The sequence below is a fragment of the Micromonospora vinacea genome (genome assembly GCF_015751785.1).
In the GTDB taxonomy this organism is placed as follows: domain Bacteria; phylum Actinomycetota; class Actinomycetes; order Mycobacteriales; family Micromonosporaceae; genus Micromonospora; species Micromonospora vinacea.
Genome location: NZ_JADOTY010000001.1, coordinates 1,976,190 through 1,996,951 on the forward strand (window position 1 = coordinate 1,976,190; position 20,762 = coordinate 1,996,951).

General features: G+C 71.1%; 19 protein-coding genes and 1 tRNA gene. 12 read left to right on the forward strand and 8 right to left on the reverse strand.

What is annotated here, in order from left to right; genetic code table 11:
• The first annotated feature begins 36 nt into the window (after positions 1-36).
• From IW249_RS09525 to IW249_RS09535, 3 genes are all read left to right on the forward strand, one after another.
• On the forward strand, positions 37-1,569 hold the full coding sequence (locus IW249_RS09525) for an acyl-CoA carboxylase subunit beta (protein WP_196920403.1): 1,533 nt from the start codon (positions 37-39) through the stop codon (positions 1,567-1,569).
• 78 nt (positions 1,570-1,647) lie between these two features.
• Positions 1,648-2,796: an acyl-CoA dehydrogenase family protein gene (locus IW249_RS09530; protein WP_196920404.1), complete on the forward strand. Its 1,149-nt coding sequence runs from the start codon at positions 1,648-1,650 to the stop codon at positions 2,794-2,796.
• Positions 2,797-2,929: 133 nt separating this feature from the next.
• Positions 2,930-5,584, forward strand: a complete 2,655-nt coding sequence (locus tag IW249_RS09535) for an ATP-binding protein (protein WP_196920405.1) — start codon at positions 2,930-2,932, stop codon at positions 5,582-5,584.
• A 224-nt stretch (positions 5,585-5,808) separates the two neighbouring features.
• Here IW249_RS09535 and IW249_RS09540 read toward each other — a convergent pair whose 3' ends face one another.
• A complete protein-coding gene (locus tag IW249_RS09540; protein WP_196920406.1) occupies positions 5,809-6,327 on the reverse strand; it encodes a MarR family winged helix-turn-helix transcriptional regulator in 519 nt (172 codons plus the stop codon).
• Between the two features lie 99 nt (positions 6,328-6,426).
• On the opposite strand from IW249_RS09540, the gene IW249_RS09545 reads away from it, so the two are divergent.
• Positions 6,427-7,008, forward strand: a complete 582-nt coding sequence (locus IW249_RS09545) for a YceI family protein (protein ID WP_091396394.1) — start codon at positions 6,427-6,429, stop codon at positions 7,006-7,008.
• A 310-nt stretch (positions 7,009-7,318) separates the two neighbouring features.
• Positions 7,319-8,797 (forward strand): glutamate-cysteine ligase family protein, encoded by a 1,479-nt coding sequence (locus IW249_RS09550; RefSeq protein ID WP_196920407.1) that lies wholly within the window; start codon positions 7,319-7,321, stop codon positions 8,795-8,797.
• A 53-nt stretch (positions 8,798-8,850) separates the two neighbouring features.
• Here the strand turns inward: IW249_RS09550 and IW249_RS09555 are convergent, their stop codons facing one another.
• Positions 8,851-10,302 carry a hypothetical protein gene (locus IW249_RS09555; protein ID WP_196920408.1) on the reverse strand — a complete coding sequence of 484 codons (1,452 nt, stop codon included), beginning with the start codon at positions 10,300-10,302 and terminating at the stop codon, positions 8,851-8,853.
• A 123-nt stretch (positions 10,303-10,425) separates the two neighbouring features.
• Between IW249_RS09555 and IW249_RS09560 the strand changes: the two genes are divergently transcribed.
• Together IW249_RS09560 and IW249_RS09565 are read left to right on the forward strand one after the other, a co-directional pair.
• A complete protein-coding gene (locus IW249_RS09560; RefSeq protein WP_196920409.1) occupies positions 10,426-11,112 on the forward strand; it encodes a PASTA domain-containing protein in 687 nt (228 codons plus the stop codon).
• A gap of 148 nt (positions 11,113-11,260) precedes the next feature.
• On the forward strand, positions 11,261-12,130 hold the full coding sequence (locus tag IW249_RS09565) for a PASTA domain-containing protein (RefSeq protein WP_196920410.1): 870 nt from the start codon (positions 11,261-11,263) through the stop codon (positions 12,128-12,130).
• A 7-nt stretch (positions 12,131-12,137) separates the two neighbouring features.
• Here the strand turns inward: IW249_RS09565 and IW249_RS09570 are convergent, their stop codons facing one another.
• Complete coding sequence (locus IW249_RS09570) at positions 12,138-12,599, reverse strand: hypothetical protein (RefSeq protein ID WP_196920411.1); 462 nt, start codon at positions 12,597-12,599, stop codon at positions 12,138-12,140.
• A gap of 98 nt (positions 12,600-12,697) precedes the next feature.
• Positions 12,698-12,982: a hypothetical protein gene (locus IW249_RS09575; protein WP_196920412.1), complete on the reverse strand. Its 285-nt coding sequence runs from the start codon at positions 12,980-12,982 to the stop codon at positions 12,698-12,700.
• 624 nt (positions 12,983-13,606) lie between these two features.
• On the opposite strand from IW249_RS09575, the gene IW249_RS09580 reads away from it, so the two are divergent.
• The 3 genes from IW249_RS09580 (at position 13,607) to IW249_RS09590 (ending at position 15,283) form a co-directional block, all read left to right on the forward strand.
• On the forward strand, positions 13,607-14,488 hold the full coding sequence (locus tag IW249_RS09580; RefSeq protein WP_091396372.1) for a helix-turn-helix domain-containing protein: 882 nt from the start codon (positions 13,607-13,609) through the stop codon (positions 14,486-14,488).
• The gene (locus IW249_RS09585; RefSeq protein ID WP_130405931.1) at positions 14,458-14,679 is read left to right on the forward strand and encodes a DUF397 domain-containing protein; all 222 of its coding nucleotides are present in this window, start codon (positions 14,458-14,460) and stop codon (positions 14,677-14,679) included. The genes IW249_RS09580 and IW249_RS09585 overlap by 31 nt, the downstream gene beginning before the upstream one ends.
• Positions 14,680-14,884: 205 nt before the next feature.
• On the forward strand, positions 14,885-15,283 hold the full coding sequence (locus IW249_RS09590; protein WP_196920413.1) for a hypothetical protein: 399 nt from the start codon (positions 14,885-14,887) through the stop codon (positions 15,281-15,283).
• On the opposite strand, the gene IW249_RS09595 is transcribed toward IW249_RS09590, so the two are convergent.
• Positions 15,251-15,850 (reverse strand): hypothetical protein, encoded by a 600-nt coding sequence (locus tag IW249_RS09595; protein WP_196920414.1) that lies wholly within the window; start codon positions 15,848-15,850, stop codon positions 15,251-15,253. The two genes, IW249_RS09590 and IW249_RS09595, sit on opposite strands and share 33 nt — an antisense overlap.
• 216 nt (positions 15,851-16,066) lie before the next feature.
• Between IW249_RS09595 and IW249_RS09600 the strand changes: the two genes are divergently transcribed.
• Positions 16,067-17,623, forward strand: coding sequence for a S8 family peptidase (locus tag IW249_RS09600; RefSeq protein WP_196920415.1), 1,557 nt, complete (start codon positions 16,067-16,069; stop codon positions 17,621-17,623).
• Positions 17,624-17,692: 69 nt separating this feature from the next.
• Here the strand turns inward: IW249_RS09600 and IW249_RS09605 are convergent, their stop codons facing one another.
• The 3 genes from IW249_RS09605 to IW249_RS09615 all read right to left on the reverse strand — a co-directional run bounded on the left by IW249_RS09605 (position 17,693) and on the right by IW249_RS09615 (position 19,761).
• Positions 17,693-18,499, reverse strand: coding sequence for a WecB/TagA/CpsF family glycosyltransferase (locus tag IW249_RS09605; protein ID WP_196920416.1), 807 nt, complete (start codon positions 18,497-18,499; stop codon positions 17,693-17,695).
• Positions 18,496-19,611, reverse strand: coding sequence for an NAD-dependent epimerase/dehydratase family protein (locus IW249_RS09610; RefSeq protein WP_196920417.1), 1,116 nt, complete (start codon positions 19,609-19,611; stop codon positions 18,496-18,498). The genes IW249_RS09605 and IW249_RS09610 overlap by 4 nt, the downstream gene beginning before the upstream one ends.
• A gap of 64 nt (positions 19,612-19,675) precedes the next feature.
• Positions 19,676-19,761, reverse strand: a tRNA-Leu gene (locus tag IW249_RS09615).
• A 206-nt stretch (positions 19,762-19,967) separates the two neighbouring features.
• Between IW249_RS09615 and IW249_RS09620 the strand changes: the two genes are divergently transcribed.
• The gene (locus tag IW249_RS09620; protein WP_007454122.1) at positions 19,968-20,756 is read left to right on the forward strand and encodes an FHA domain-containing protein; all 789 of its coding nucleotides are present in this window, start codon (positions 19,968-19,970) and stop codon (positions 20,754-20,756) included.
• Positions 20,757-20,762: the final 6 nt, after the last annotated feature.

Here is a 20,762-nt window from a genome sequence, read left to right on the forward strand (position 1 = left end):
TAACGATCGTTCAGGTCATATGGCGGAGGAGTCGGCGTGACGCTCGACGGTGAGGCACTGGAGCAGCTGCGCAAGCGGGCCCGGTCCGGCGGCGCGGACAAGTACCACGCGGCCAACGCGGCCAAGGGCAAGCTCTTCGCCCGTGAGCGGGTCGCGCTCCTGGTCGACGAGGGCTCGTTCGTCGAGGACGGCCTCTACGCCAACGCGCTCGCCGAGGGGTTGCCCGCCGACGGCGTGGTGACCGGCACCGCCACGATCGACGGTCGACAGGTCTGTCTGATGGCCAACGACTCCACCGTCAAGGCCGGCAGCTGGGGCGCCCGCACCGTCGAGAAGATCATCAGGATCATCGAGCGGGCGTACGGCGCCGGCGTGCCGATGGTCTACCTGGTCGACTCGGCCGGTGCCCGGATCACCGACCAGGTCGACCTCTTCCCCGGCCGGCGCGGCGCCGGCAAGATCTTCTGGAACCAGGTCCGCGCCTCGGGTTCGATCCCGCAGGTCTGTGCGCTGTTCGGCCCGAGCGCCGCCGGTGGGGCGTACATTCCGGCGTTCTGCGACGTGGTTGCGCTGGTGGACGGCAACGCCAGCATGTATCTCGGCTCCGACCGGATGGTCGAGATGGTCACCGGTGAGAAGACGACCCTGGAGGCGATGGGCGGGGCCAAGGTGCACACCACCGAGTCCGGTGTGGGGCACTTCCTCTGCAAGACCGAGGCCGACGCGCTCGACGTCGTGAAGACCTACCTGTCGTACCTGCCGGCGAACTGGACGCAGGCGCCGCCGACCGCGCCGGCGGTCGCCGCGCCCGCGAAGGCCGACCTGGCCGCGCTGGTGCCGGCCAGCGAGCGGCAGGCGTTCGACATGCGGCGGTACGTCAAGGGCCTGCTCGACGAGGGTTCGTTCTTCGAGATCCAGGCGCTCTGGGCCAAGGAGCTGACCATCGGCTTCGGCCGTCTCGACGGTCAGGTCGTCGGCGTGGTCGGCAACAACTCGATGTTCAAGGGCGGCGTGCTCTTCGTCGACTCGGCCGACAAGGCCACCCGGTTCGTGCAGCTCTGCGACGCGTTCAACGTGCCGCTGCTGTTCCTCAGCGACGTCCCCGGATTCATGGTCGGCAGCGTGGTGGAGAAGCAGGGCATCATCCGGCACGGCGCCAAGATGATCACCGCGATCTCCGAGGCGACCGTGCCGAAGATCTGCGTGGTGGTCCGCAAGGCGTACGGCGCCGGCCTCTACGCGATGGCGGGCCCCGGGTTCGAGCCGGACGCCACGATCGCGCTGCCGACCGCGAAGATCGCCGTGATGGGCGCCGAGGCCGCCGTGAACGCTGTCTACGCCAACAAGATCGCCGCCATCGCCGACGAGGACGAGCGGGCCGCCTTCGTCGCCGCCAAGCGCGCCGAGTACGAGCAGGACATCGACGTCGTCCGGCTCGCCAGCGAACTGGTAGTGGACGCCATCGTCGAGCCGCACGACCTGCGTACCGAGCTGGTCCGTCGTTTCGCGGCGGCGCGTACCAAGGATCGGCACTTCTCCCGCCGTCGGCACGGCGTCACCCCGGTCTGATCATCGACTCAGGCCCGCACAGCGACCCGCTCCCGGCGTCACGAGCGCCGAGGCGGACCGTCCTTACAGGAGGATGAGATGGACTTCCGGCTCACCGACGAACAAGCGGCGCTGCGCGAGAGCGTGCGGGAATTCGCCCGCGAGGTGGTCGCCCCGGTCATAGCCGAGCACTACGAGAAGCACACCTTCCCGTACGAGGTGATCCGGCAGATGGGCAAGATGGGTCTGTTCGGCCTGCCCTTCGACGAGGAGCACGGCGGCATGGGCGGCGACTACTTCGCGCTCTGCCTGGCCCTGGAGGAGTTGGCCCGGGTCGACTCCAGCGTGGCCATCACGCTGGAGGCGGCGGTCTCGCTGGGCGCGATGCCGATCTACCGCTTCGGCACCGAGGAGCAGAAGGCGACCTGGCTGCCCCGGCTGCTCAGCGGTGAGGCGCTGGCCGGCTTCGGTCTGACCGAGCCGGGCACCGGCTCGGACGCCGCCGGCACGCAGACCCGGGCGGTGCTGGACGGCGACGAGTGGGTGATCAACGGTTCGAAGGCGTTCATCACCAACTCGGGGACCGACATCACGGCCATGGTCACTGTCACCGCGGTGACCGGCACGAACGCGGACGGCTCCAAGGAGCTGTCGACGATCATCGTGCCGACCGGCACGCCCGGGTTCACCGTCGCGCCCGGCTACTCCAAGGTGGGCTGGACCGCCTCGGACACCCACGAGCTGACCTTCGACGACTGCCGGGTGCCGGCCGCCAACCTGCTCGGCGCCCGAGGTCGGGGTTTCGCGCAGTTCCTGCGGATCCTCGACGAGGGCCGGATCGCCATCGCCGCGCTGGCCGTCGGTCTCGCCCAGGGTTGTGTCGACGAGTCGATCAAGTACGCGAAGGAGCGGCACGCCTTCGGCCAGCCGATCGGCGCCAACCAGGCGATCCAGTTCAAGATCGCCGACATGGAGCTGAAGGCCCACACCGCTCGCCTGGCCTACTACGACGCCGCCGCGCGGATGCTGGCCGGCGAGCCGTTCAAGCGGCAGGCCGCCATCGCGAAACTGCACGCCAGCACCATCGCTGTGGACAACGCCCGGGAGGCCACCCAGATCCACGGCGGGTACGGCTTCATGAACGAGTACCCGGTGGCCCGGTTCTGGCGGGACTCCAAGATCCTGGAGATCGGTGAGGGCACCAGTGAGGTGCAGCGCATGATCATCGCTCGGGATCTGGGTCTCTGACTGGTCCAGCCGGACTGATCGGCCGGTCGTCCCGGATGGACTGTCCGTACGGCTGTCGGGTTTCGGCGAGCGGGCGTCAGTAGCCCGACGTTCGACTGCCGACGGTCGGAGTCAATCCGTACTCTTCGTGCCCATGACTCCGGATCATGACCGGTCGCGGAGCCCGGCTGGACGGACCACGCTGCCGGAGCTGCTCCGCGGGCATCGACGCGCCGCCGGCCTCACCCAGGCCGAGTTGGCGTCCCGGGCCGGGGTGGGTGTGCGGACGGTGCGTGACCTGGAGCGTGGCCGGTCGATCCGGCCCCAACGCACCACTGTCGAACTGCTCGCCGGGGCGCTGGCGCTGACCGGCACCAGCCGGGCGGCGTTCCTTGCTGCGGCCCGTGGCGTCGGTGCCGAACCGGCCCCGCCAGACGCCACCTCGACGACGTTCGGGGTCGGCGGCAACGCCACCTCGGCGGCCGCACCCGCCGACCCGTCGGTCGCGCTCCCGCCGCCGGTCGCGTTGATCGGCCGGGAGCGCGACCTCACCGAACTGGCCGGGATGCTGACCGCGGAGCGGGGGCCCCGGTTGGTGAGCCTCGTCGGGCTGGCCGGCGTCGGCAAGACCGCCCTGGCCACGTCGGTGGCGCACCTGGTGGCCTCGGCCCACCCGGCCGGCGTCGCCGGGGTGCTGGTCGGCGAGGGCTCAGACGGCCCGGACGTGCTCGCCGCCTCGATGTCCGTGCTCGGCGTGGCGCGCCTGTCCGAACTCGTGGCGCTGCTCGCCGGGCGGCCGACGTTGCTGGTGGTGGACGCTGTGGAGCGCGCCCCGGGCCCGGTGGCCGCGACAGTGCACCGGTTGATCGGCGCACTGCCCTCGCTGCGGGTGCTGGTCACCGGGCGGCATCCGGTCGGGTTGCCCGGTGAGCGGGTCTGGCCGGTAGCGCCGCTCGACGTGCCACCACCGGAGGCCGAGCACTCCGAGCTCGACGCGTGGCCGGCTGTCGCGTTGTTCACCGCCCGGCTCGCGCAGGTCCGCCGGGAGCCGCCCACCCCCGCTGAGCTGCCGGCGCTCGCCGCGTTGGTGCGCCGGTTGGGCGGGCTGCCGTTGGCCATCGAGCTGATGGCCGCCCGCGGCCGGCTCCTCGACCTCACCGAACTGCTCGACCGGTACGGCGACCGGGTGCTCGACCTGGCCACCCCCGCCGACGCGTCCGCCCACCCGGGCTGGGACGCACCGGAGGCGCTCACCGGCCGCGCGAACGGACCCGACACCCGTGCGGCGGTCTCGGTAGCGGTCACCCTGCGGGACGCGGTGGCGTTCAGCTACCGCCTGTTGGCGTCGGATGAGCAGGCCGCGCTGCGGCAGTTGGCGGTCTTCGGTAACCGCTGGTCGGTCGAGTTGGCCGAGGAGATGCTCGCCGACGAGGCCGACCGGGACGGCACTGTGGCGATCGACCCGGTTCCGCTGTTGGACCGCTTCGTCGAGTTGGGGCTGCTGAGCGTACGCGGAACCGGGTCGTTCCGGTTCCGGCTGCTCGACGCGGTTCGTGACTACGCCATCGAGCAGGCAGCCGGTGGGGGTGAGCTGACCTGCATCCGGCGTCGACATGCCGAGGTCATCGCGCGCCTGGTGGCCCGGACCGCCAGCGACCTGGTCGGCCCACGGTTGCCCGACGCGGTGCACCGGCTGGACGAGATGAGCAGTGACATCAGCTCGTCGTTGGCCCACGCGGCGACCGACGACCCGTTGACCGCGCTGCGGTTGGCGGCCTGCCTGACCCGCTGGTGGCGGTTCCGTGGACGTGATGTGGTCGGGCGGCAGTGGCTGCGGCGGCTGCTGGCGGACCCGAGGACCGCCGATGCCGATCCTCTCCTGCGAGGCTGGGCCGCCCTCGGGGTCGCCCGGCTCGCGGCTGAGCACGGTGCGGGCGCCGAAGAGCTGTCGACGGCCCGCGCGGCATTGGACACCTTCCGGCAGGCCGGCGACGTCACAGGGGAGTTGCAGGCGCGGAACGTGCTCGGCGCCCTGCTGATCTCGGTCGGGCAGCAGGACGAGGCTCGCGAACAGGCCGAGGCGCTGCTGCGGTTGGCCGCCCGTAACGGTCGGACCCGGGACCTGGCGGTGGCGCAGAACAGCCTCGCCTGGCACGAGATCCGCACGGGCGACCTGGCCGCGGCCCGTCGGCGGCTCGCTGCGGTGGACCGGCTGGCCGCAGAGAGTGGGGAGCAGCGACTGCGGGTGCTGGGCTGGGCCAATCGCGCCGAGGTCGCCCGCCTGGAGGGCTGGTACGCGGACGCCATCGACCGTGGCCGGCGGGCCATCGCCGCCCTGTCCGAGCTGGGTGACCCCGGGCGTCGCCGTCGGGTGCTCGGGACCGTCGGGCTGGCGCTCGCCCAGGACGGGCGGGTCGCGGAGGCGACCGAGGTGCTGACCGAGCTGCGCGCCGGCGGCGGGGAGGCCGTGCCGGCGCGGCCGACAGTGCCGCGACCGCGCGGGGACGACGCGGCGCTGGCCTGGGGCGGGCCGGAGGTCGGGCTCTGTGCACTGATCGAGGGGAACCTGGCGCTGCACCGGGGTGACCGGGAGTTGGCTGCCGAGTGGTTCGCCGCCTCCGCCGACAATGCGGGGCAGGATCGCCGCGACGCGGTGGAGGCGCTGGTGGGACTGGCCGCGAGCACCGCGGACCCGGCGGTGCTCGATCGACTGGACCGGGTCTGTGCGGAGCACGGCATCCGGCTGTTGCCACAGGAGTCGGGCCTGCTCTACGCGCTGATCGCCGCCCAGGGCGGACCGGCTCAGTAGCCTGCTCCCGCGCCGATCGCGACGGGAGAGTGGCGCGGGCGAAGAGCCCCCTTTGGTGCTACCCCTCGCTGATCGCCCGCGCCGTCACCCCCCGGTGATCCCCGGTGCAGGAAGCCTGCCAGGGGTGTGGTGGCAGAAAGTCGGTTTGGACCCAATAATCCAGCTTGGCCGGGCCAGTTCTGCCGGTCTTTCTGCCGCTGCCATCGCTCGGCGGCGGGTGCTGCTCAGGGCCGACGGGTGGCGCCGTCGGTGGCCGCGACCTGCTCCGGACTGACGTCGTCACTGCCGGCGGTGGCGCACGGATGCGCGGCGTCGCGGACGCGGCGCAACCCGTCGAGGAGGGCCGCCAGCGCCTCGGGGTCGAGTTGCCCGGTGAACCACTGCTCGATCATCTGCAGGTGCCCGGGCAGCGTCTCGTTCAGGCGTTGCATTCCGGCGGCGGTGACCACCGCGTACGAGCTGCGCCGGTCGTTCGGGCAGGCCCGGCGGGTGAGCAGCCCGTCGCGCTCCATCCGGTCCACCACCCGGGTCACTCCACTGGTCGACAGGGAGGTCTGCGCCGCGAGGTCGGTCATGCGTAGTTGGTTGCCCGGCGAGCGGGCCAGTCGGGTGATGACCTCGAACTCGACCGCGGAGAGCCCGTGCTCCTCGAGTTGGGCGTTGAACCGGGCTGACAGCCCGGCGTGTGCCTCGAAGAGCAGGCCGACGGCGGTGATCCGGGGATCGTCGAAGACGTTGGTCACTGGTTCATCATACCAGTGCTTGACACGGGGAATGTTGTTGCAGTTATAGTTGCTCAAGCAGTCGTTGGGCTACTAAACAATCTCCTGGAGGACAGCAGCATGACCAGCAGCATCGATGCGGTTACCCGCGACTGGGACGGCCTCACCATCCCGGCGGCCGGCACCTACGCGCTCGACGTGGCGCACAAGCGGGTCGGCTTCGTTGCCCGGCACATGATGGTGAGCAAGGTCCGCGGTGAGTTCAACGAGGCGACCGCCACCATCACCGTCGCCGAGGACCCGCTGCAGTCGTCGGTCGTCGCCACCATTCAGGCCGCCAGCGTCGACACCACCCAGGCCGACCGGGACGCGCACCTGCGCAGCCCCGAGTTCCTGGACGCCGAGAAGTTCCCGACGCTCGAGTTCCGCAGCACCGGGGTCAAGTCCCGTCGCGGCGGCGAGTTCGTCCTCACCGGTGAGCTGACCATCAAGGACGTCACCCGCCCGGTCGAGCTGGAGGTGGAGTTCGAGGGTGTCGGCCGCAGCCCGTTCGGCCAGGACATCTTCGGCTTCTCCGCGAGCACCGAGATCGACCGCGAGGAGTTCGGCCTGACCTGGAACGTCGCCCTGGAGACCGGGGGCGTGCTGGTCAGCCGCAAGATCAAGATTGAGATCGAGGGCGAGGCCGTCCGTCAGGCCTGATCTTCGAGGATCGCCGGAGGGTCAGGGGGATCCTCCCGGTGATCCGGTACGAAGGGCCCGCGCCGTACGTCGGCGCGGGCCCTTCGCCGTTCCCACTCGTGGTAATTGTCACGGGTTGTTCGCACCGCCATTGGGTCCAGCCGGTCGCCGACGGGGTACAGATGGCGCCACGAGCGCGTCCGCGCCGGCCGACACCGGATCACCGCCGCCGGCCTCTGGCCCCGGTCAGGTGGGCGCTCTTACCGTGGATGCTTCACAAAGCGCTTCCGGGACGGCATGATCCCGACCGCGCCGGCCGTCGGGAGGACACATGGGCAGGGACGTCTCAGAGGGCGCCTTCACCCGGGATGATCGCGTCCGATATCGGCAGAAGGTGCGGCGGTGTCTGGACGTCTTCGCCCTGATGTTGGACGACTTCGGCTTCGACGCCGACCGGCCGATGACCGGCCTGGAGATCGAACTCAACCTGGTCGACTCGGCCGCCGAGCCGGCGATGCGCAACGAGGAGATCCTCGCCGACATCGCGGACCCCCTCTTCCAGACCGAGTTGGGGCAGTTCAACCTGGAACTCAACGCCGAGCCCCGACTGATCGAGGGCACCGGCTTCGCCGACTACGAGCACGACCTGCGCGGCAGCCTCTCCCGGGCCGACGAACGTGCCGCCAGATCCGACGCGAAGATCGTCCTGGTCGGCATCCTGCCCACCCTCACCGAGGGGCACCTGGTCGAGGACAATCTCTCCACCAACGAGCGCTACCGGGTTCTCAACGACCAGATCGTCGGCGCCCGGGGCGAGGACATCGAGCTGGACATCCGCGGCGTCGAGCAGTTGCGGACACACACCGACTCGATCGCCCCCGAGGCCGCCTGCACGAGCCTCCAGTTCCACCTCCAGGTCGCCCCGGACAGCTTCGCCGACTACTGGAACGCATCCCAGGCCATCGCCGGGGTGCAGGTCGCGGTCGGGGCGAACAGCCCCTTCCTGTACGGCCGCCAACTGTGGGCCGAGACGCGGATCGCCCTGTTCCAGCAGGCCACCGACACCCGTCCGGACGAGCTCAAGGCCCAGGGGGTACGGCCGCGGGTGTGGTTCGGCGAACGGTGGATCACCTCGATCTTCGACCTCTTCGAGGAGAACGTCAGGTACTTCCCGCCGCTGCTGCCGATCTGCGAGGACGAGGACCCGGTGGAGGTGCTGCACGCCGGCGGTGTGCCACAGCTCGGGGAGCTGCGACTGCACAACGGCACTGTCTACCGGTGGAACCGTCCGGTCTACGACATCATGAACGGCCGCCCCCATCTGCGGGTGGAGAACCGGGTGCTGCCGGCCGGTCCGACGGTGGTGGACATGCTGGCCAACGCGGCCTTCTACTTCGGGCTGGTACGCGGTCTGGCCGAGGCCGATCGACCGATCTGGAGCCAACTCACCTTCAGCTCCGCCGAGGAGAACTTCCACGCCGCCGCCCGACGTGGCCTCGACGCCGCGCTGCACTGGCCCGGGCTCGGCGACGTGCCGGTCACCAAACTGGTCCTGGAGCAACTGCTGCCGACCGCCGCCGCCGGCCTGGACGGGTTCGGTGTCGCCTCGGCGCAGCGGGACCGGCTGCTCGGCATCATCGAGCAGCGCTGCCGTACCGGCCGTAACGGTGCCGTCTGGCAGACCGAGGCGGTCTGGGCGGCGGAGCGGCACCACGGCATGGACCGGGCGGACGCGCTGCACCACATGGTCACGCGCTACGCCGAACTCCAGCGCACCAACGAACCCGTCCACACCTGGCCAACCACCTGACCCACCCCACTCGCGCACCGCGTCCCCATCCGGGGTGGGGGTGGCCCTGGGGGTTAGTCGGTGGTGGGGCGGGGGGCGCGGCGGGATGCTCGGGTGGGCCGGCTGGTTGGGGCCGGGTTCTCCGCTGTTGCCGCTTCGGTGGGACGGTCCTTGTCAGTGAGGTCCGGGTCCTTGCGCGGGGCGGGCACCTGCGGTGCGGCGGTGGCCTCGCCCGGCAGGGGTCCCGTCCGAGGCGTCTGCGGTGAGGCGTCGGCTCTCCGGCGCCGCGCTGCGGTTCCGGCCGTCGAGGTCGTCGAGGCCGTGGAGCCGGCCGTCGGGGCTGGGGTTCCGGCCGCCGAGCCGCCGACCGCTGACCGGGGGTCGGTCTCGGCGACCGGGGCCGGATCGGCCACCGTGTCCCGACCGACCGCACTCCGGTCGGCCGGGCGGCTTCGGTCGGCCGCGTGGTTCCGCTCGGCCCGCTCGGCGAGGAGGGCGGCCAGCACCGAACCGCCGACACCGGCGAGCACTGCGTACGGGGCGACGAGCTGGGTGGACAGCTGCGCGGGGCCCAGCGTCGACCAGTGCGGCAGGGTGGTCAGGTAGGCGAGCGCGACGAGCACCGGGCCAGCCGCACCGGAGGCCGCCGCACCCACGCGGTGCCCGCCCGAGCGGGCGGACCGACGGGCGGCCAGCACACCGATCAGCAGCGCGGGCACCAGTGCCAGCAGCGCGCCGGGCCAGTAGAGCTGGCCCCCGATCCAGTACCGGGCGTGGTCCGGGTCGAACTGCCAGGTGCCGAGTTGCGCGCCGGTCAACCCTCGTCCGACTCGTACCCCGTCGATCACCGAGACCACCGCGAGCAGCCAGAGCCAGGCGGCCGTCGTTGTCACGTTGGCCGCGGCGGCTCGGGAGCGAAGTGCCCAGATGGCGACGAGGACGCCGATCAGGATGCCCAGCGTGGCCTGCACGGCGGCCGTCCGTTGCGGTGCGTCGGTGTCCCCGCCAGCGGCGACCCGGGCGGGTACGGCGATCAACAGCACCGTGACCAGCCCGCCCAACCCGGCGCCGAGCGCCAGGGTCACCCGCCGCAGCAGGCTGCCCGCGTCGTGGACGGGCGGTTCGGCCACCGGTGGTGGTGTTGCCGCCACCCCCGGCCGGGTCGCTTCGACGGCCGGTGCATCCCCCTCATCCGGGGTTTCGTGCTCCGGGGCCCGGTCGCCGAGCTGCGGGCCCTCGTGGCGGGAAACACCGTCGGTCGCGGTCGCCGGAGAGGTCGCGGTCCTCGCCGGGGCGTTCCGCTGGTGCAGCCGTTGCGCGCAGACCGCGCCGAGCACCGTCGAGCTGGCGGCGAGCCAGGTGGCCCAGGCGAGGCCGTCCGCCCAGGCCGTGTCGGTCGCACCGGCATCGGTTGGCGTCCAGGTGATGACGCCGAGCCCGTAGCCGAAGCCCAGTTGTGCCGCACCCGCACCGGCAGCGACCCCGATCGCCGTTGCGATCGACACTCCCCAGCCCTGTCTGGCCATGCGGGGCAGCGTAACGTCCCGTCGTCGGCGCGGCGAGTCGCAACGACCCGCCGGTGTGGACCGCCGGTGCGGGCGGATTGGGCGGCGGGCGGTACGGTCGCCGGTGATGAGGCGGTGGGCGTTATGACGGACACGAACACGGGCCAGCAGAATGCCGCCGGTGGCGGTGCGGGCCGGGCCAGCGTCGTGCTCGGTGGTGGGTTGGCGGCGGTGCTGCTCGCCGCCGTCGGTGCGACCGGTGGCTGGTTACTGGCTGGCGGGGATGACACACCCTCCGGTGATCCGCTGGCCGTCGCGACCACGGCTGGCGCGGCGACCAGCCGGGCCACCGCACCCCGACCGAGCAGCGGACGGCCGACACCGTCGGCGGTCCAGACCTCCGCCACCTCGACGAAAGGGGCCGGCCTGACCGTGCCACCGGTGATCGGCGCCGACTTCGAGCAGGCCCGGGAGACCCTGCGCAAGCAGCGGCTGGGTTGGCGGCTGGTCTTCGGTGGAGGCGTCGGGCGTACGGTCGAGAGCACCACACCGGACGTGGGCACCGAGGTCGCCCGGGGTACGACGGTGCAGCTCCAGGTCGCCGGCCCGGCGCCGGCCGCCGAGGTGCCGGACGTGATCGGCGAGAGGTGCGCCGACGCCGCCGACGAGTTGGTCGACGAGGGCCTCTACCCGCGCTACGTGAGCGGACGCACCGGGAAGGTCAGCCGGCAGGAGCCGGCCGAGGACGGACCGGCCCGGTGGAACGACCAGGTCAGCATCTGGTGTGGGGCGGACTCCGGCGACCAGCCGACCACGAAACCCACTCCCTGATTCCGGCCGGCGGGTCGAGCCGCCCGCCGCGCTGCCTCACCGGCGGCCGGCGCGGCTCGGCACGCTGATCCGCACCGATGGCGGTGTGGGCGACTAGGTTGGCGGTCGAGGGCCATGACGCCCGTCCGGGTTCGGGAAAGGACGTGCGATGAGCGACGACCGCCAAGAGCCTCCCGCCGGCGAGCACGACGACGACCAGACCCGCCCCCTGCCCCCCGCCGCTGACCGGCCGGGGTCCGGGCCCGCCGCCGACGGCCCGGCCCCGTCCGGCCCCGCCGTCGACGGCCCGGAGCCGACGCAGCCGACGCCAGCCGCCGCTGACCCGGACGAGACGGCACCGATCGACCGGACCGTTCCGGCCCGCCCCGACCTGTCGCCCGACCAGACCATGCCGATCGATCGGTCCGCCGGCACCCGGCCGGGCCCGCCGGCCGACCGGACCGCGCCGATCCCGCCGCCGTGGTCCGGACGGGCCGAGGTGCGCTCGCCGAGGCCGGACGACGCCGAGTGGTACGTCGAGGAGCAGGGCGGTCGGCGGTGGTTGCCGATTCTCTGGGGCGTACTGGCACTGTTGCTCGCCGCCCTGCTCGGAGGCGCGCTCTGGTTGGTGCGCTCCCAGCAGGATGACGACCCGGATGATCCGCGGTCCACCCCTTCGCTGCCGCCGACCAGCGCCCCCGGCACCCCGCCGACCAGCGCGGCTCCCACGTCGGCGGCGCCCACCAGCGAGTCGCCGAGCAGTTCGGCGACCACTGACGCTCCGGACGAACTGCCGGTGCCACCGCTCGCCGGCCTGCCGCAGGCCACCGCCGAAGGGCTGTTGACCCGGCTCGGTCTGCCCTACCGGGTGGTGTACCGCCCGTCGGAGCTGCCGCCGGGGACGGTGGTGGGCACCGAGCCGGAGGCGGGCACGTCGGTGTCGACCGACGACGAGGTGTTGTTGATCGTCTCGCAGGCCGAGCCGCCGACCGGGGCGAGCCCGACCACGCCGAGCCCCACTGTGACGAACACGCCGTGACAGCTGGTCACCACATCCGGCGGCGGGTGCCGACGAGACCGATGCCGGCCAGCGAGATGGCGAGGCCGAAGATGCCGGACCAGAAGAGGGAGCGGCGGATGTCAGTGGCGCTGTGCCCGGCCGGAGCTGCTTCGGTGAGTTCCTGACGGCCGTCGGACTGGCCGCCGGCACCCAGGCCGGACACCGATCCGGTCGGGTCGGCGCCATCGGCGTGGTCGGCCGGGGCGTCAGTGTCGGTCCAGCCCGGTTCGTCGTAGACCGACTGGCCGTCGCCGGTCGGTGGGTCGGAGTCGAGCACTGTGATCTCCGGTGCGGGCACCGGCGCGGTCAGCCGGGTGGACGACATCGCCGGGTCGCGGACGAGGACCAGGAGTGTCGCCATCGCCCCGAGGAGGGCGAGGAGTCCGAAGGCATAGGCGATACGGGAGCGGTGGTGCCGCCGCAGGGCGGGCTGATTGACCATGACCATCCCAGGGTCAGGGTCCTGGACGAGCGGGTGGAACGGTGCCGGGGTGGGCGTACCAATTCTATGGCGACGGCACGCCCACCGGCGGCGGATCGGGTCGGTCAGCCCACCCGGAGCGGGGTACGCGCGACCGGGCGGCGGGCCCGCACGGTGTGCGGGCGGGGTTCGGGGGCGGCCTGCAGTTGCTGCAGCCCTTCCCGCTGGACGAAGATCGAACGTCGGGTGACAGCGTCACCCGCGACGTTCAACTCGTAGCCGTCGAGCCAGAGCCAGCCGTCATAGGTCGGCCAGTCGAGCACCCGGATCACCCGGAACTTGATCGGCCTGAGGAACTGGACACTCGCCGCGCGAGTCACGTGCAGTACGTCACCGGTGCGGGGAAGCACATGGGCTCCTGGGGAGGATCGGCCGGCGGCTGCGCCGGCGGTGCCTGAACGGGGGACGTCTCGGCCGGTGACGGGGTCGTGCCTCGTGAACCGGTGGTGCGGATGGCGGTGGTCGGGCCGTACCCCGCTGGTGACGTGCCGCCACCCGACCACCACCCGGTTGCTTCCGGGAACCGCGCCCGCCGCCGCAGCTTGCCGGCTTGCAGCGGCGGGGTCCTTACCCCGGAGCAGGTCGCGTTGTCGTGGGCCGGGCCCGCGCCGTGCCCGGCTTCCCCGCAGCGGTGGGGTCACCACTCCGAGGGACCGGACAGAGACGCTGAGTGATCCGAGCCATACGGACAGAGTGCATCAGGGACGTGCTTCATGCAAGTTGCACGTCGACTTTTGCCGATACGTGAGCGTGTCGCGCGAAAGGCCTATTGAAGCCATCCGCGTCCGGGCGGCACACTGAGGGCGGTTTCGCCCGTCGCGGCCGGCCGAGGACCGGCACCACCCCCCTCGTCGCGAACGCTCGCCGGTCGACGGTCGCGCCCCCGGCGGGTGTCACCAGTGGCGCGTTACCGGAGGTAGCCCGAGTGGGGTCGAGCAGCCAGCGGCGGGGACCAGTGACTCACGGGTTGCGCGATGAGTGAGCGGCGCAGTCCCACCATCAGACGGCGGCGGCTCGGGGCCGAGCTGCGCCGGCAGCGGGAGTCCGCCGGGATCACCATCGAGGTGGTCGCCGAACAGTTGGAGTGCTCGGCGTCGAAGGTCTCCCGGATCGAGACCGGGCACACCACGGCCACCCCACGCGACGTGCGGGACATGCTGCGGATCTACGGCGTGGTCGGCGCCGAGAGCGACGAGCTGGTGCAGATCGCCCGGGAGGCCCGCCAGAAGGGCTGGTGGCATCCGTACAGCACGGTGCTCGTCGGCGCGTACGTCGGGCTGGAGGCGGCGGCGAGTTCGATCCGGGCGTACGAACAGCAGGTCGTTCCGGGTCTTCTGGAGACCGAGGAGTACGCCGGGGCCATGATCCGCGCCGCCCGTCCGGACTTCACAGCCGATCAGGTGCATCAAAGAGTGCGTGTCCGTCTGGGCCGTCAGTCGTTATTGACCCAGGACGATCCGGTCGATCTGTGGGTGGTGCTCGATGAGGCGGTGGTAAGTCGGCCGGTGGGCGGGGACGAGGTGATGCGCGGTCAACTCAAGCGGTTGGTCGAGGTGGCCGAGTTGCCGAACGTGACGCTGCAGATCCTGCCCTTCGAGGTGGGTGCGCATGCCGGCATGGACGGCACGTTCACGATCCTCAGCTTCCCTGAGCCCGGTGATCCGGATGTTGTGTACGCGGAGAACGCCACGGGTGGGCTCTTCCTCGAGAAGAGCGACGAACTACAGAAGTACAGCTTCATCTTCGATCACATCCGCGCTGCGGCCATACGTCCGGAGGAGTCCGTCGCACACATCGCAAAACTGGCAGAGGAGCCGTTGTGGAAATGGCGACCAAAAGGTTCCCCGTGGACCTGACGCAGGCAGCATGGTTCAAGAGCTCGAAGAGCGGGCCGAACTGTGACAACTGCGTGGAGGTGGCGTACGTGACGGGGGCGGTCGGAGTGCGGGACTCGAAGGACAAGGCGGGCCCCGCCCTGGTCTTCGCGCCCGGTGACTGGCACGCCTTCGTTGCCGGCACCCGGGGTGGTGTGTTCGGCGCGGTCTGACCGACTGGTCAATGGAGTCCCCGTCCGGTTCGCCGGGCGGGGACTCTGCCGTGTCCGCAGGAGTGGTCGCGTCGCGGCCGGGGGTCGGAGAGGTTCCGTCCGGGATTCCCGTCGCCAGAGCGCCCCCGTCTCGTTGAACCGGTCGGTACGGCGCTTGTCGACGACCCGCCGCACCGACCCGCAACCGAGCGAGTAGGCGAGACGGATGACGACGATCGGTTCAGACAACCTCACCACCGGTCCGGCGAAGCCGGAACGGTTCGGTGGCAAGTACCGCGGCGCTCGTCGGGACACGGTTCTGACCGAGGTGGTCTCGACCGACCAGGAGTTGGGTGGGCGGGATGGCGCTTCCGAGACGACGGATCCTCCGCTCTCGCTGCCCTCGCTGGACCCGAACCCGCTGATCGAGCCGTCGTTCCCGCCGTCGGGCTGGCCGATGGAGCCGCCCCAGTCCCTGGCCGACCACCCGTTGCTGCGTGGTCTGCTGATGGAGTTGCCGCCGAAGGGCACCGTGCCCTCGCAGGACTGGCTGGACCGCTGGTTCGAGGCGACCAGGTCGATCCTGGAGTTGCTATACGTGCAGGGCGCCAGCCGTCCGCGTTGACGGCGCCGCGACGGGCTGGACCCGCTCGGCGAAGCGGTTGTGGCGGAGCGCGTGCCGGACCCCGATGGCGACCACGGCGAGCGCACCGACGGTGATCGCCGGCCCGGTGACACCGGGGTCGGCTCCGAGGTCGGCGCCGGCCGCCGCGATCAGCGCCGGCACCGTGGCCAACGCGGTGACCTGAAGTGGCAGCCCGACGAGCGGGTGAGCCGCGGCGGCGCGCAGGCCGTGCGGCGCGGGGGTGGCCGGGGCGCTGGCGAACGCGCCCGCACCGGCCCGCAGGCGGCGGATCCGCCGTACCGAGCAGACCGTCGCCACGAGCGCCGGGCCGGCGGCCAGGGTGAGCCCGGTGGCGGCCCGGTCGACCGGCGTGGCGCCGGTGCTGAACAGCCCGCCGCCGAGCACGGCTGCGGTGAGCGCCACGCCGGTGACGGCCAGCACCAGCAACCATCCGGTACGCCGGCGCAGCATGCGGGTGTTGCGCAGTCGGGGTAGGCCGTCGGCAACGACGCCGGCGGCCAGCCAGACGGCGGCGACCGGAAGCAGGATGGTGAGCTGACTCTCCATGTTCGAGAGTCTTTCCCGAATCCCGGCGGGGCGAATCCGGGCCCGTCCCCCGTTCGTCCCGGACGCCGGGCCCGTAGGGGGTCATCACTCGAAGGTATGGACGTTTCGGCATGTTCAACTGCCGGAGCGCTGATCTACCCTCAGCTAGATCGGCAATTGTCGATTGATGTTGGGACTGGCGGTCACGTTCCGCCGCCGGTCAGAGGGAGGTAGGAGATGGGTCTTCCACGAAGGTCCGTGCTGATCGGGGTGGCCGCGGCGACCATGCTGGCCGTCGGCACCCCAGCCCTGGCCGCCGAACCCGAGGGTGTGGTTCGGGCCGCCGGCGGAGCCACCGCCGTGCCGGACAGCTACATCGTCGTACTCAAGGACAGCGCCGTGGCCCGGGACCGGGTCGGCGACACCGCGAAGCGGCTCTCCGGCCGTCACGGCGGCACTGTGGCCCGCACCTACGGCGCCGCGCTGCGCGGCTTCGAGGTCAAGGTGAGCGCCAGCGCGGCGGCGCGGATCGCGGCCGACCCGGCGGTGGCGTACGTCGAGCAGAACCACACCGTCTCGATCTCCGGCACGCAGGCCAACCCGCCCTCCTGGGGCCTCGACCGGATCGACCAGCGCAACCTGCCGTTGGACAGCTCCTACACCTACCCGAACACGGCGAGCAACGTGCACGCCTACATCATCGACACGGGCATCCGGTTCTCCCACAACGACTTCGGCGGCCGGGCCACCTCCGGCTACGACGCTGTCGACGGCGGGTCGGCCGACGACTGCAACGGGCACGGCACGCACGTGGCCGGCACCGTCGGCGGGTCCTCGTACGGTGTGGCCAAGGCCGTACAGCTCGTCGGCGTACGGGTGCTGAACTGCTCCGGCAGTGGCACCAACGCCGGTGTGATCGCCGGCGTCGACTGGGTCACCGCCAACGCGATCAAGCCGGCGGTGGCGAACATGAGCCTCGGCGGCGGCGCGAACACCTCGCTGGACAACGCCGTCCGCAACTCGATCGCCTCGGGCGTCACGTACGGCCTCGCGGCCGGCAACGACAACGGTGCGAACGCCTGCAACACCTCGCCGGCGCGTACCACGGAAGCCATCACTGTGGGCTCGACGACCAGCTCGGACGCCCGGTCGTCGTTCTCCAACGTCGGCACCTGCCTGGACATCTTCGCGCCCGGCTCGTCGATCACCTCGGCCTGGTACAACAGCAACACCGCTACCAACACGATCAGCGGCACCTCGATGGCCACCCCGCACGTGGTCGGAGCGGCGGCCCTGGTGGCCAGCGCCAACCCGAGCTGGACCCCGGCTCAGGTCCGCAACCAACTGGTGGCCAACGCCACCCCCAACGTGGTGGGCAACCCCGGCTCGGGCTCGCCGAACCTGTTGCTCTACGTCGGCACCGGCACCACCCCGCCGCCGCCCACCGGCTGCACCGGCACCAACGGCACCGACGTGTCGATCCCGGACGCCGGCTCGGCGGTGACCAGCTCGATCACCATCTCCGGCTGCGGTCGCAACGCCTCCTCGACCTCCACCGTGGCGGTGAACATCGTGCACACCTACCGCGGCGACCTGGTCATCGACCTGCTCGCCCCGGACGGCAGCTCGTACCGGCTCAAGAACAGCAGCACCTCGGACAGCGCCGACAACGTGAACGCCACGTACACGGTCAACGTGTCCGGTGAGGCCGCCGACGGCATCTGGCGACTTCAGGTACGGGACACCTACTCGGTCGACACCGGCTACATCAACACCTGGACCCTGACCGTCTGACCGGTCTCCCACGACCGAGGCCCCACCCGAGCATCGCCGGGTGGGGCCTCGCGTCGTACGGATCGGGCTTCAGACCGAGAAGGTGGCCGGCCGCTCGGTGGCCGGCGCCGGCGGGCGGGCCTTCCACAGGCCGACCTTCTGCGCGGCGAGCCGGCTCAGGTACGCCGGGTTGAGGATGACGTAGCGGCGCCAGAGCCGCTTCGGCTCCAGACCGAGACGCCAGAACCACTCCAGGCCGGCACGCTGCATCCACGGCGGAGGCTGGCGCAGCAGCCCGGCGTGGTAGTCGAAGGCCGCGCCGACAGCCATCAGCGGCATGTCGAGCAACGGCCGCATGGCGTACGCGAAGACCTCCTGGCGCGGGCAGCCGAGCCCGACCAGGACCAGCCGGGCACCGCTGGACCGGATCCGGTCGGCGATCTCGGCGTCCTCGCCGGGCTGGACGGCACGGAACTTGGACGGCTCCACCCCGGCGATCTTCAGCGCGGGGAACATCCGCTCCAGGGCCGGGATCAGCCGGGCGAGGGTCTCCTCGGTCGAGCCGTACAGGTAGACCGGCAGCCCCTCGTCGGCGAAGCGCGACAGCACGTGCAGTGTCAGGGTCGGCCCGTACACCCGGTCGTTGAGCCCGGCGTGGTGCAGCAGGTTGAGTGCCCACCGCACCGGCTGCCCGTCCGGCGTGACCACGTCGAAGGAGTTGAGCCGCGCGTTGTGCGCCGGGTCGAGCACCCCGGTCATCACACCGTGCACTGCCAACGCGGTCAGTGCGAGGGGACGCCGCTCGTGCGCGGCGGTCACCACCGCGTCGGTCGCCGTCGCGTAGTCGGTGGCGTCGACCAGGACGCCGAGCACGTTGCGCTTGGTCCGGGCGCTCATGACTGGGCCACCCACTTGTCCACGTTGGCCTCGTAGATTTCCCGCAGGATCATCGGCACGTCGTATGTGATCTTCCAGTCCGGATACTGCGCCTCGAACCGGGCCATGCTGCTGACGTACCACTGGTGGTCGCCGGTGCGGTTCTGCTCGACGTAGTTGATCTGCGCCTCGCGGCCGGTGATCTCCTCGGCGATCCGGAATGCCTCGATGTGGGAGGTGTTGGAGTGCCGGCCGCCACCGAGGTTGTAGACCTCCGCGGACCGCGGAGCCCGGAAGAACGCCTCGAACGCTGTCAACACGTCGTGCGAGTGGATCGCGTCCCGGACCATCTTGCCCTTGTAGCCGAAGAGGTTGTACGTCCGGCCCTCCATGACGCAGCGCATCAGGTAGGCCAGGAACCCGTGCAGCTCCGCCGCGGAGTGCGCCGGGCCGGTCAGGGTGCCACCCCGGAAGCAGGCGGTCTTCATGTCGAAGTAGCGCCCGTACTCCTGGACCATCACGTCCGCGGCGACCTTCGAGGCGCCGAAGACCGAGTGCAGCGAGTGGTCGATCGACATCTCTTCGGTGATGCCCTGGTACCAGCGGTGGTCGTCGGGCAGCTCGTACCGGGTCTCCAGCTCGGTGAGCGGCAGGCTGTTGGGCCGGTCGCCGTAGACCTTGTTTGTCGAGCAGTGGATGAACGGCGCGTCGATCGCGTGCCGGCGGGTGTTCTCCAGGATGTTGAGCGTGCCACCGGCGTTCACGTCGAAGTCCGTGTACGGCTCCTTGGCTGCCCAGTCGTGGCTCGGCTGGGCAGCGCTGTGGATCACCACGGCGATGTCCGAGCCGTACTTCTTGAACACCTGCTCCAGGCCGTCGCGGTCCCGGATGTCCACCGCGAAGTGGGTGTACGCGTTACCCAGGTCACGGCCGAGCCGTTCCAGACTCCATGAGGTGGAGCCGTCCTCGCCGAAGAAGTACCGGCGCATGTCGTTGTCGATGCCGACGACATCCAGACCGAGGCCGGCGAAATGCCGGACCGCCTCGGAGCCGATCAGACCACCCGACCCTGTCACCAACGCGACACTCACACGCCACTCCTGGTCCATCGGAGGCAGAATCCATCGGAGCATAGCGTGACGTCCAGCACGCCCCGATATGACGGAAGGGCCCCGCATCAAGCGGAGCCCTCGTCGGTGGTGGGGATGGGGGGAGTTGAACCCCCACGCCCTTTCGGGCACACGGACCTGAACCGTGCGCGTCTGCCATTCCGCCACATCCCCGTGGCACAACCCGGAACACTCTAGCTGCCCGGCCCCGCTGTCTCCAACGGGCCCCGGGAATACTACGCTGTCCCTGGCGCTCGCCACGAGCGATTACCGTTCGTGGCGGACGAAAGATTAGCACGACAGTCCCGGCCCTTCCGAACGGGTCGAGAGCAGCCGGCCGAGCGGCGTGTGAGCTGCGCGCGCGCCGGCCGGATACCATCATGTCCTCGGGACCCGAGGAGGAGCCGGTGAGCGTGCTGCAACGCTTCGAGAAGCGTCTGGAAGGCCTGGTCGAAGGGGCCTTCGCCAAGGTCTTCAAAGGGGTGGTCCACCCCGTGGAGATCCTCAACGCCATGCAGCGGGAGGCCGAGGCGCACAAGGCGATCCTGGCCGGTGGGCGCACGTTGGTGCCCAACCGCTACGTGATCGATCTCTCGCCGTTCGACCACAGTCGGCTGGCGCCGTACGCCGCCGCGCTGGCCCAGGAGTTGGCCCAGTCGCAGGCGGAGTTCATCGGCGAGCAGGCGTGGACGGTCTACGGCGACGTGATCGTCGAGATCGAGCGAGGCGAGGGCCTGGACACGGGCATGTTCCGTGTCACGGCCGAGGTCTACACCGGTGGTGAGGTCGCCCCGGTGTCGGCACCCGGCTACGACGCCGGCCCGCCCGCCTACCCCGCGTACGACCAGGGCGGTGGCTACGGCCCGCCGCCCGGGCACGGTGGCGGTCGCAACGTGCGGCTGGTCTCCGGCGACGGTCGCACCTACCCCCTCCAGATGGGGTCGACGGTGATCGGTCGTGGCGACCAGGCCAACCTGCGCCTGCCCGACGTCGGCATCTCCCGCCGACACGCCCGGCTGGATTTCGACGGGGGCCAGGTCGTGCTGACCGACCTGGGTTCGACCAACGGCACCATGGTGAACGGGCAGCGGGTCTCCGCCGTCGCGCTCAACCCCGGTGACATGGTCCAGCTCGGTACGACGACGCTGACCTTCCGCGTGGACGGCTGACCTGCC